The sequence below is a fragment of the Actinoallomurus sp. NPDC050550 genome, from assembly GCF_040655075.1.
Classification (GTDB): domain Bacteria; phylum Actinomycetota; class Actinomycetes; order Streptosporangiales; family Streptosporangiaceae; genus Actinoallomurus.
On record NZ_JBFAJC010000087.1, the window covers coordinates 25,087 to 35,846 of the forward strand.

Annotated in this window: 10 protein-coding genes and 1 pseudogene; 4 read left to right on the forward strand and 7 right to left on the reverse strand. The window is 71.6% G+C overall.

Going from position 1 to position 10,760, the window contains the following annotated elements; all coding sequences use genetic code 11:
* Positions 1-19: 19 nt before the first annotated feature.
* Both AB0I04_RS52080 and AB0I04_RS52085 read right to left on the reverse strand, forming a co-directional pair.
* Positions 20-1,165, reverse strand: coding sequence for a globin domain-containing protein (locus AB0I04_RS52080; protein WP_360903397.1), 1,146 nt, complete (start codon positions 1,163-1,165; stop codon positions 20-22).
* Positions 1,162-1,866, reverse strand: a complete 705-nt coding sequence (locus AB0I04_RS52085; RefSeq protein WP_360903400.1) for a pyridoxamine 5'-phosphate oxidase family protein — start codon at positions 1,864-1,866, stop codon at positions 1,162-1,164. The genes AB0I04_RS52080 and AB0I04_RS52085 overlap by 4 nt, the downstream gene beginning before the upstream one ends.
* 338 nt (positions 1,867-2,204) lie before the next feature.
* Here AB0I04_RS52085 and AB0I04_RS52090 point away from each other — a divergent pair, with 338 nt between their 5' ends.
* Complete coding sequence (locus AB0I04_RS52090; RefSeq protein ID WP_360903403.1) at positions 2,205-2,903, forward strand: histidine phosphatase family protein; 699 nt, start codon at positions 2,205-2,207, stop codon at positions 2,901-2,903.
* Between the two features lie 15 nt (positions 2,904-2,918).
* On the opposite strand, the gene AB0I04_RS52095 is transcribed toward AB0I04_RS52090, so the two are convergent.
* Positions 2,919-3,296, reverse strand: coding sequence for a phage holin family protein (locus tag AB0I04_RS52095; protein ID WP_360903406.1), 378 nt, complete (start codon positions 3,294-3,296; stop codon positions 2,919-2,921).
* A 168-nt stretch (positions 3,297-3,464) separates the two neighbouring features.
* Positions 3,465-4,682, reverse strand: a complete 1,218-nt coding sequence (locus AB0I04_RS52100; RefSeq protein ID WP_360903409.1) for an MFS transporter — start codon at positions 4,680-4,682, stop codon at positions 3,465-3,467.
* Positions 4,683-4,746: 64 nt separating this feature from the next.
* Here AB0I04_RS52100 and AB0I04_RS52105 point away from each other — a divergent pair, with 64 nt between their 5' ends.
* Positions 4,747-5,940, forward strand: a complete 1,194-nt coding sequence (locus AB0I04_RS52105) for an ROK family protein (protein ID WP_360903412.1) — start codon at positions 4,747-4,749, stop codon at positions 5,938-5,940.
* 73 nt (positions 5,941-6,013) lie between these two features.
* On the opposite strand, the gene AB0I04_RS52110 is transcribed toward AB0I04_RS52105, so the two are convergent.
* Together AB0I04_RS52110 and AB0I04_RS52115 are read right to left on the reverse strand one after the other, a co-directional pair.
* On the reverse strand, positions 6,014-6,685 hold the full coding sequence (locus tag AB0I04_RS52110) for an HAD family phosphatase (protein WP_360903415.1): 672 nt from the start codon (positions 6,683-6,685) through the stop codon (positions 6,014-6,016).
* On the reverse strand, positions 6,682-8,022 hold the full coding sequence (locus AB0I04_RS52115) for a HAMP domain-containing sensor histidine kinase (RefSeq protein WP_360903418.1): 1,341 nt from the start codon (positions 8,020-8,022) through the stop codon (positions 6,682-6,684). Before AB0I04_RS52115 ends, AB0I04_RS52110 begins: the two co-directional genes overlap by 4 nt.
* Positions 8,023-8,577: 555 nt before the next feature.
* Here AB0I04_RS52115 and AB0I04_RS52120 point away from each other — a divergent pair.
* Both AB0I04_RS52120 and AB0I04_RS52125 read left to right on the forward strand, forming a co-directional pair.
* Complete coding sequence (locus tag AB0I04_RS52120) at positions 8,578-8,727, forward strand: hypothetical protein (protein ID WP_360903421.1); 150 nt, start codon at positions 8,578-8,580, stop codon at positions 8,725-8,727.
* A 162-nt stretch (positions 8,728-8,889) separates the two neighbouring features.
* Positions 8,890-10,041 carry a CaiB/BaiF CoA-transferase family protein gene (locus AB0I04_RS52125; protein WP_360903424.1) on the forward strand — a complete coding sequence of 384 codons (1,152 nt, stop codon included), beginning with the start codon at positions 8,890-8,892 and terminating at the stop codon, positions 10,039-10,041.
* 11 nt (positions 10,042-10,052) lie between these two features.
* Here AB0I04_RS52125 and AB0I04_RS52130 read toward each other — a convergent pair.
* Positions 10,053-10,652, reverse strand: a pseudogene (locus AB0I04_RS52130) (serine hydrolase); the annotation flags it as partial.
* Positions 10,653-10,760: the final 108 nt, after the last annotated feature.

The window sequence follows — 10,760 nt, forward strand, 5'->3', positions numbered from 1 at the left end:
CGCGCAGACCGATCCTCCATCAGATGGGGGCGTGCGCGCGAAGCCGGTGCATGATCTGGCCGGCGTCCGGTTCGCTCCGGATACGGTGCGCCGGCAGGCCCAGGCGGGAGAGCAGGTCGAGCGTGCTCAGAACCATCTCGGGGGGCCCACAGACGAATGTCATGGGCCACGCCTCGACGTGGTCTCGCCCGACGACGTCGGCGACCGTCCGGCTCGGCGGGTGGTCGGGGTCGTCCGACACCGCCGCGATCAGGCGAAGCCGACCGTGCGCCGTGGCCAGGTGCGTCATGTCCTCCACGTCGTAGAAGTCCGCCTGCCGTCGCACGCCGTGGATCAAGGTGATGTCGGCCGCGCTGCTCGTCCGCAGCGTCTCCTCGGCGATCGCTTTGAGCGGGGCGAGCCCGGTCCCCCCGGCGAGGCACAGCAGCCTCTCCGGCACCGGCGAGGGCAGTGTCATCATGCCCCGCGGTGGTCCGAGCATCAGCCGATCCCCGACGGACGTCTGGCGGACGAGGGTCGTGCTGACCCAGCCGGCCGGAATCAGGCGCACGTGAAAGGTGAGGTGGTTGTCCGGGCTCGGGGCGTTCGCGATCGAGTACGCCCGCCAGATCCGCGGCCAGCGAGCGGTCTGGATCGTGGCGTACTGACCGGCGAGGAACGGGTAGGGCTGCTCCGGCTCCACCGTGATGACCGCGGTCTCGGGCGATCTCTGCTCATGGGCGATGACCCGGGCGTTCCAGTAGGGAGGGGAGGAGGTCTCGTCCTGCGCCGCAGCCTGGATCATGATCGTGGCGATCAGTTCGTAGGCCGCCAGCCACGCGTCGCTGAACTCCTGCCTCCACGCTTCGCCAGCGACGGCCCGCATCGAGGCGATCAGGCACCGCCCGACGGCGGGGTAGTGCTCCGGCCGCACGTCGAACTTGCGATGGTCCCTCGCGAGTTCGCCGAGGTAGGCGGTCACGCTCGCGGAGTCCTCGAGGTTGAGGACCACATAGGTGAGGGCCTGGACCAGCCGGTCTCGCTGCGAGTCCATCCCCGCCGGGAACAACGCGCGTACCTGCGGATACCGCGAGAAGAGCAAGCCGTAGAACTGCGAGGCCACCTTCTCCTGGTTCTCGGAGACGAGTCCCCAGCTCTCACGCAGGAGGGCGATGTCCACGCTCACGGGCGCGGCTCGCGGGGCGTCGCCGGCGTTCGCGTCAGCGGCGACGGGCTCTCCGGCGGTGACGTCCTCAGGGGTTCGCTTTTCCCCGCCTCCCCGGTGAAGTAGCCGGCTCCAGCGGGACGTACCGACCTGTCGGCCGTCCGCGCCCTGCGGTCTTCTTTCTTGAGGAGCGGAATGTTCTTCGAGCAATGGATGTAGGCCTCCTCGACGCTGACGACGACCCACCGCTCGGCGCGACGGCCCGATGCGGGTTCGTCGTCGGACAGCCCGTAGTCCGTCGCCGCCTCCGCGGTGATGATGCGAGCCCGCCCGTTGACGTGCAGTCCGACGAGGTCGTTGAAGAAATCGACCATCAGGACGCCGATGTGCCCGTTCTCGACGATGTTGCCGAGGCTGGCCATGACGCCGTTGCCGTGGTACTCCGGGTAAGCGATGGTTCCTTCGTCGATGACCTTGATGAAGCCGGGCGGTCCGGCGCGGAACGTGCAGTCACACTCGCCCTGGGCGTCGGCGGTCGCGACGAACGCCATTTCCTGGCTGCCGATGAATTCCCGCATACGCGGGTTCAGCCGGTCACGTACCTGCCTGTCGTAGAAGCCGGCAGCTCGCTGATCGGTGCCGAAGGCCCGCTGAAGCAGGTGCTCTCCGTACGACCCAGGCCGATCCGAGCCGGATGCGTTCGCCGCCAAGCCGTAACTCACTCCCTGTAGTCGGCTCCTCTGAACCGCGCACGGTCTCAGCGCGAACCAAAGGTGAACCTGCTCACCCGATGGGCCACTGATACGACTGATAGTCCTCCCGGGACGACCGAAACAGCGGCGAGCCTACCCCACTGAATCACTTTGGTCATCTTTTGCCACAGAAAGTCCCTATTTAGTTGTTGCATCACTTTTTGAACCGCAATAGCAACAGACAGTGACTCCGGCGGGTGAAACGCAGCGCCCGCGTACGCCGTCATCGGCCGCGCGTGGCCGGTTCGCCGAAGCACCCGGACAGGCCTGTCCCATGCCGTGAGGTGGACGGGTAAGGTCACAATGCTGTGAGATCAATCGAGTGGCTGGCGATGGCCCGGCATGGCGAGAGCACGGCCAACGTTGCCGGGCAGGAGGCCGAGGCCAACGGGCTCCATGCGGTCGACCTCGCGCTGCGCGACGCGGACGTCCCCCTGTCCCGCCTCGGCCGGGAACAGGCAACGGCGCTCGGCCGCCGGCTGGCCGCACTACCCCGGGACGAGCGCCCCACGGTCGTGCTGTCCTCGCCGTACCTCCGGGCGCGGGAGACCGCACGCCTCGCCCTCGATCAGCTCCCCGATGCCCCGCCGATCGTCCTGGACGAACGCCTGCGCGACCGCGAGGTCGGCGTCCTGTACCTGCTCACGCAGCGCGGCATCGAGGCCCGCTATCCGGAGGAGGTCGAGCGCAAGCGCAGGCTCGGGAAGTTCTACTACCGGCCGCCCACCGGTGAGTCCTGGGCCGACGTGGCGCTGCGGCTGCGCAGCGTCCTCGCCGACGTGGAACGCGAGCACCCCGGCGGCCGCGTCCTCGTCGTCGCGCACGACGCGATCGTCGTCCTGACGCGCTACATCGTCGAGCGCCTGTCCGAAGAAGAGCTCCTCGATGTGGAACGCACCCTGGTGGCCAACTGCTCGCTCACCATCTGGGCCCGCGAGGAGGGGGAGCTCCGCCTCGTCACGTTCAACGACACCGAGCACCTCAAGGACGCCGGCCTGACCCCGTGAGCGCGGAGGGCGCGGTCAGTCCTCGTCGTCGTGGACGAAGAGGTTGAGCAGCCAGCTCACCAGGCCGACGACGATCGCTCCCCAGAACGCCGCCCAGAAGCCGGACACGTGGAACGGCAGGTGCAGCTTCCCGGCGCTCCAGCTCGCCAGCCACAGCAGCAGGCCGTTCACGACCAGCGCGAACAGCCCGAGCGTGAGCACGTAGAACAGACACCCGAGCGTTTTGACGATCGGCTTGAGGAAGCCGTTGATCAGGCCGAAGACGACGGCCACGGCGACCAGCGTGCCCACCTTGCGCGGAGTCGTCGCCGCCGTCACGTCGATGCCGTGGACAATCAACGTGGCCACCCACAGCGCAACTGCGGTGATGACCACCCGTATCAGGATCTTCACGACTCGATGGTCGCACGAAACACTGGGTCCATGGTCACCCTCCGGAGGGTGACCGAAGACGACGTCGACGATCTGTCCGCCGTGCCGGGGCGCGCGTTCGCCGACATTCCCGGTGCCCCGCCCGTCCGGCCCATGTGGCGCGCCCCGGCCTGACTCCCGCGACGACCCTTATGACGTGCTCTCGAGGGCTGCGGGCTCGGATGTGGGCGTACGCCGGGCGGTGAGGGCCGCGGCGGCCGGAGGGCCCGCCAGCGCGACGAAGACGGCGAGCACGCCGGGAAGGGCCAGCGCGGTCCGCAGTGAGGTCGCCTCGGCCAGGTGACCGATGACCGCCGGCCCGGCCAGCAGTCCGCCGTAGCCGAAGCTGGTCAGCAACGCGATCGTCCGTCCCGCCGTGTCCGGGTCCGCCCCTGCCGTGCTGAAGACCACCGGCACGATCGTCGCCAGGCCGACGCCGACGAGGACCCATCCCGCCCACGCGCACCCCATCGCGGCGGCACCGGCCGATGGGGCGACGAACACGAACGCGTAGCCGACGGCGGCCAGGGCGCCCGCCAGGCGGAGCGTGTGACCCGCCCCGAGCCGGCCCCGCAGCCGGTCGCCGAGGAGCCGTACGGTGGTCATGGCGACCGAGAAGACCGTGAACGACAGGGGCGCGAGGTCGGCCGACGCGCCGAGCACCCGGCGGGCGTGCATCGCCGCCCAGTCCATCGCGCCGCCCTCGCAGATCGCGCCCGCGAGCATCACCGCGCCCAGCAGCACGATCGTCCCCGAGATACGGCCGCGCCTCGGAGCGGCGGCCGGCTCGCGAGACGGTGCGGCGCCGCCTCCGGGAAGGAGCAAACGGGCGGGAAGCAGGAACAACACCGTCATGGTGAGCGCGGTCCCGACGAGGAGCGTCTCGACACCGAGGCCGGCGCGCAGCGCGGCCGACGTGACGAGGCCGCCGGCCGCACCGCCGAGACTCCACATGCCGTGGAACGCCGACATGATCGGCCGGTCGTAGCGGACCTCGACCTCGACGGCGTGCGCGTTCATGCCGACTTCGAGCAGTCCGAAGCCGATCCCGAAGATGACCGCGCCGACGATGAGCGCCGGAAAGGAGCCCGCGAGCGCCGGCCCGAGCAGGAGGAACGCGTGGAGGGGGCCGGCCGCCCAGGTGAGCCGACGGCTCGACCAGCGGTCGGACATCCGGCCCGCGAACTGCATCGACACGAGTGCCGTGAGGGAGACCACGAGGAGCGCGGTGCCGGTCCGTCCGGCGCTCAGGTCGAGCCGGTCGGCGAGGGCGGGCAGGCTCGCGGCCCAGATGCCCACGGTCGTGCCGCACAGGCCGAAGTAGGAGAAGACGCCGACGCGGGCGCGCCTGGCCACGGGATCGATCACGGATCCTCCTAATTTGCTCTTGGCTAGAACATAATGGAGGACGGCCGGCTGCCACAATCGATGGGTGCGTGCGGTGACCGGAGCGACGACCAGCGGCGAACTCCGCCTCCACAACCTCCTGCGCCTACTGCGGGCCGCGCACGATCGAGGTGGCGAGGCCACGCGCTCGGAGCTGACCCGCGACCTCGGGCTCGCGCGCGGGACGGCCGCCGTCCTGGTGGCCGACCTCACCGACGCACGACTGGCCCAGGAGCGGCCGGCGCCGCAGCGGGCCCGGGGCCGCCCGACCGCCATCCTCGGCCCCCATCCCGACGGGCCGCTGGCCCTCGCCGTCGACCTGCGCGAGGACGGCTGGACGATCGCCACCGCGGAGCTCGGAGGCGCCCTCGCCGTACGGGAGGAACGGCCGCATCCCGTCTATCCGCCGGAGGCCGTGCTGGGCGGGCTGGCCGCGGCGATCGACCGGCAGCTGGCCGACCTCGGGCCACGGGTGGTGGGCGTCGGCGTCGCGATACCCGGCCCCATCCGCGACGGCCGCGTCGTCGACATCCCGCACCTGTCCTGGCGCGACGTCCCGGCGGCCGACATCCTGCGCGCCGGCGCGCTGCCGGTCCTGATCGGCAACGACGCCACCCTCGCCGGCCTGGCCGAGGCACGGCGCGGCGCGCTGCACGGCACCGCCATCGGCCTGCACCTACACGTGGACTTCGACCTCGGCGGCGCGCTGCTCGTCGACGGAGATCCCCTGCACGGCGCGCGGGGCACCGCCGGAGAGTTCGGCCACATGCCGCTGCTCGGATCCGGCCTGCGCTGCGACTGCGGCACCACCGGCTGCTGGGCGCTCCAGGTCGGCGCGACCGCCCTGCTGCGGGCGACGGGCGCCCGCCTCGAGCCGGGACGCGGCCGGGCCGACGCCGCGCGGATCCTGACCCGTGCCGCCGACGGCGATCCCGGCGCCGCCGCCGCGCTGGACGAGGTCGCCCGCGCCTTCGGGACGGGGACGGCCGCGCTCGTCAACGCGCTCGACCCGCAGCGGGTGACGCTGTCCGGCCTGGGGACGCGACTCCACGCGCAGGCGGCGGAGACGTTCGCGGACGCCTACCACGACGGTTTGATGGCCTTCCGCCGTGACCAGCCACCGCCGGTCCTGCCCACCACGCTCGGCACGGACGCGATCCTCATCGGCGCCTCGGAACTGGCCTTCGACGCCTTCCTCACCCCGGAGGGCCTCACCGCCTGGACCGCCGGGCCGACCTGACCGGGGGTGGGTCAGGAGCGGGCGACCCGATTCGCGAGCGAGCTGCTCGCCGAGTCGGGTACGCGAGCGGCGGTCAGGAGCGGCCGGGGGTGTCCAGCGCGGCCGCGACGCGCTCGGCGGTGAGATCCTCCAGGTCCTCGGCGACGTACGTGGCGAGCGCGAGGGCGTCCGGGGCGGGCGGGTAGCGGGGATGTGGCACGGCGATCACGCGCATCCCGGCGGCGTGCGCGGACCGCAGGCCGTTGCTGGAATCCTCCACGGCGGCGCAGCCGGCCGGGTCCACGCCGAGCCGCTCCGCGGCCAGGAGGTACCCGTCGGGCTCCGGCTTGCCGCGGGCCACCTCCTCCGTCGACACGGTCGCTGTGAACGACGCCGTCAGCCCCGTGCGGTCGAGGACGACGTCGATCAGCACGCGCGGTGAGGAACTGGCCAGTCCGAGGGGCCAGCGTGCCGCGAGCCGGCGTACCGCGTCGACCGCCCCGAGCATCAGCGGGACGCCGTCGTCCTCGTACCGGCGGGCCATGTGCGCCACGACACCGCTGGCGACCTCGTCGGCCGGGAGCCGGACGCCGAGTTCGCCGCTCAGGTACGCGGCCCACTCGGACGTGCTCATGCCCATCAGCCGCTGCTGGGTGTCGGGCTGCCACTGCCCGCCGTGGTCGGCGACGAACGCCCGCCGGACCTCTTCCCACACCGGTTCGGAGTCGACGAGCACCCCATCGAGATCGAAGACCACAGCACTCATGGGGATAACTCTGTCAGCAGCGGAAGGGTGAGCACGAAGCAGGCGCCCTTGTCGCAGTCGCCGAGGATGATATTGCCGCCGTGCGCGTTGGCGATCTCCCGGGAGATGGCCAGCCCGAGACCGCTGCCGCCGGGGTCGCGCTGCCGGGCGTCGGGCAGCCGGGTGAACCGCTCGAAGATCCGTTCCTGGTCGGCCGGGGCGATCTGCTTGCCGTCGTTGCAGACCTCGAGGACGGCCTCGCCGTTCCCCCGCCGTACGGTGACGGTGACCTCCGACTCGGCGTGCCGGGCGGCGTTGTCCAGCAGGTTGGTGAGCACCCGGCTGATGTCCAGCCGGTTCGCCCGGACCACCACTCCGGGTTCGGCGATCACCTTCGCGGTGATCCGCCGGGGAACGCGGCGTACCTCGCGTTCGGCCAGGTCGCCGAGGTCGACGGGGCCGTTGCGGCTCGGCAGGCCCGCGTCGCGGCGGGCCAGCGCGAGCAGTTCGGTGACGATGTTCTGCAGGCGTTCGGTGTTCTGGAGCGTTCTGGCGAGCGCCTCCCGCAGGTCGGTGCCCTCCGGGTCGAGCAGCGCGATCTCCAGTTCGGCGCGCAGGCCGGCGATCGGGCTGCGCAGGTCGTGGGAGACGTCGGAGACCAGGCGGCGCTGCTGTTCCACGGCCGACTCCAACCGGTCGAGGGTCGCGTTGACGGCCATCGCCAGCCAGTAGAACTCGTCCCGGCGCGGCGGCAGCGACACCCGGCGTCTCAGGTCCGCCACGTTGATCGCGTCGAGTTCGTCGCGCAGCGCCTCGACCGGCCGCAACCGCCGCCCGGCGGCCCACCACCGCCAGACGCCGCCCGCACCGATGCTGACCGGGATGCCGAGCGCCAGGAGGACCGCCAGGCCGGGGCGCGGGAACAGTCCGGGCTCCGGCGCGATCGAGTGGATCGTGACCGCCTGCCCGGGGCCGGGCACCCGCTGGGAGACGACCGTGAGGCAGTGCCGCGGGTCGACGCACACGCGCTGCTCGATGCGCCCCCCGTCCGGGGGCCGCCGCGCGTGCAGCGCGGGCAGCCCGGAGACACTCCTCGTGGCGGCGACGACCTGGCCCTGGTCGTTCTGGACCTGGACCAGCTGATGTTCACCCGTGATGACCGGGTTCGTGAGCTGCCCGGCACGGGCGAGCGCCGCGATCTGCCGGGTCGTGAACGTCAGCTCGCTCGTGAGGCTGCTCGCCACCCGGTACTGGACGAAGGCCAGCAGCCCGACGTAGACCAGCACGGCGACGATCCCCGTCACCGTCATCGCGATGACGGTGGCGCGCTGCCGGATCGTCTGGTCTCTGTGTCGCACTGGCTGTTCCCCCGGACACGGCGCCCCTGAGCCATGCCACAGCACCCGATCAACTACCCAACGGGGGGCTCCCTATGCATTCCGTCACCTCCGGGTGTACGGCGCATGTGGCGAGCGTCACGCCGGTGGAGAGGCACTCCGGGACGGGCACGCCCTCCCGGCGAACCGCTTCATGTCTTCCACGGAAGGACCGGCGTGACGAGAGAATCGTCGGCGCGTGGTCACCTGGCCGTACGGCTTCCTCCCTGGTCGGCACTCGGACGACCCGGTCGATGGGTGGGACCTGGAGAGGGCCATGCCCGGTACGTCCGATTCACCGAATGGAACGCGGCAAAAGGTCCGGGCTTCCGGTCGTCCCGACGTACGTATGTGTGTCAGAGTTGACACGCGACAGAACACAGGGAAGCGGTGATACTCAACTGGAGGAGACGTACGGCCGCGAGGGCGGTCGCCAGTGGGGCGACCCGGCCGGTGGAACAACAGGACAACGAATGACTGCCGTCCGCGCCACAGATGGGCGACAATAGCGGCGTTCGATGGGAGGCGGGAGCGCCAATGAAGAAGTACCTGACCTGGGCACTTATAGCCTTTGTCATCTTCTACCTGCTGAATTCCCCCAATAGCGCGGCCCACGTGGTGCACAACGCACTCGGCGGGCTGATGTCGGCGGGCAACTCCTTGTCGAGGTTCGTCAACGCACTGTAACCCTGTCGGCGCGAGGCCCTCTCGCGCCACGCCCCACGTCCCCTTGGTCCCCATCGTCGTCGCGGTCCGGGCTTCATTCCACGCCCGGACCCCGGAGGTCGCCGCGCGGCACTCTAGAACGAAGTTCTAGAGTGAGCCGCAGCGCCGACCTGAGAGGTGACCATGGGACCACTGCACGGTGTTCGCGTCATCGAGATCGCGAGCCTGGCACCTGCGCCGTTCGGCTGCATGGTGCTGTCCGATCTGGGTGCCGACGTGCTCCGCGTCGACCGTCCGTCCAGCGTTGCCGGCGCGGCGACGCTCGTCGGCGGCGAGGCGACCGCGGATCCGCTGAGCCGTGGCCGCCGTTCCATCGGCCTGAACCTCAAGGATCCGGCCGGCGTCGAGGTGCTCCTGCGTCTCATCGAGTCGGCCGACGTCCTCGTCGAGGGCTTCCGCCCCGGCGTCACCGAACGCCTCGGCTTCGGCCCCGACACCTGCCTCGAACGCAACCCGGGCCTGGTGTACGGCCGGATGACCGGCTGGGGCCAGGAGGGCCCCATGTCCGCGATGGCCGGACATGACATCAACTACATCGCCATCGCGGGCGCGCTCGACCCGATCGGCCACGCCGGCGAGCGGCCCGTCCCACCGCTCAACCTCATCGGCGACTTCGGCGGCGGCGGAATGCTCCTCGCGCTCGGCGTCCTCGCCGCGCTGTACGAGCGGTCGCGGTCCGGCCGGGGACAGGTCGTCGACGCCGCGATGGTCGACGGCGCCTCCCTGCTGACCTCGTTCATCCACGGCATGCGCGGCCAGGGACTCTGGCGCGACGAGCGTGGCGCGAACCTCCTCGACGGCGGCGCGCCGTTCTACGACACGTACGAGACGGCCGACGGCCGGTACATGAGCGTCGGCGCCCTCGAGCCCCAGTTCTACGCCGCCCTGCTGCGCGGCCTCGGCCTGGAGGGCGAGGACCTGCCCGCCCAGCTCGACCCGGAGCGCTGGCCCGAACTGCGCGCCCGCTTCACCGAGATCTTCAAGCAGCGCACCCGCGACGAGTGGACCGCGATCTTCGACGGCACCGACGCCTGCGTCGCGCCGGTGCTCGGCCTCGGCGAGGCGCCCGCCCACCCGCACAACCAGGCCCGCGCCGGCTTCGTGGAGCTCGGCGGGCTGACCCAGCCGGCCCCGGCACCGCGCTTCAGCCGCACCGAGGCGGAGACGCCGCGCCCGCCCGTACGGCCCGGCGAGCACACCGACGCCGCCCTGACCGAACTCGGCCTGACCGACGAGGAGATCGCCGCCCTCCGCGCGACCGGCACGGTCGCCTGATCACCCTTTCCTCAGAGGGGGTGGCGGCGGAGGACGCGGTCGCCGAGGCGGAGCCAGGTGACCTCGCCGTCGGCGCGGACGAAGCGGACGGGCATGCCGCCCTCGTCGCGGCCCTCGTCGGGGCCGGTGAAGCGGATCCGGCCCGTCTCGTCGCCGGACAGCACGACGCCGTCACCGTTCCCGTCGACCCGTACGTCCTCCGTGCCGTCGGTGTAGACGCCGAGATGGTCACGGACGTCGGGCGCCGGGACGTATTCCGCCGGCTCGTCCCGGGCCGGGAGCCCGAGCGCCTCCTCGGTGATCTTCGCGAGGGCGGCCCCGGCGGCCTCGGAGTTGGCCAGGATCACGAACGCGCGCCCGCTGTCGGGGAGGATCGTCAGGCGCGCCGTGTAGCCCACGGTCTGGCCGGGGTGCCCGACCGCCCGCCTCCCTCCGGGCAGATCGCGGATCCACCAGCCGGTGCCGACGTGCTCGCCTGGTCGGGAGGCGTCGGCGAGGGGCTCCCACATGCCGTGCGGCTCGGCCAGCACGTGGCGGGAGAAAGCGATGAGGTCGCGGGCGGTGGTGAGGAGGCCCCCGGCGCCGTTGCGGGCCCGCGAGCGGCCCCACGGCCGTACGAGCCGGCCACGCCGCGTCCACGGTGACCGTCATGGTCGACTGCGTCGAGCACCTCGACCTCATCCAGAAGGCGACCGGCGGCCGGCCCGTCCGGGTCTGCA

Excerpts from the sequence above, each read along its gene's own strand:
- AB0I04_RS52110 (WP_360903415.1), bottom strand. The coding sequence starts at position 6,685 with ATGAGTGCTGTGGTCTTCGATCTCGATGGGGTGCTCGTCGACTCCGAA.
- AB0I04_RS52120 (WP_360903421.1), top strand. The coding sequence starts at position 8,578 with ATGAAGAAGTACCTGACCTGGGCACTTATAGCCTTTGTCATCTTCTAC.
- AB0I04_RS52125 (WP_360903424.1), top strand. The coding sequence starts at position 8,890 with ATGGGACCACTGCACGGTGTTCGCGTCATCGAGATCGCGAGCCTGGCA.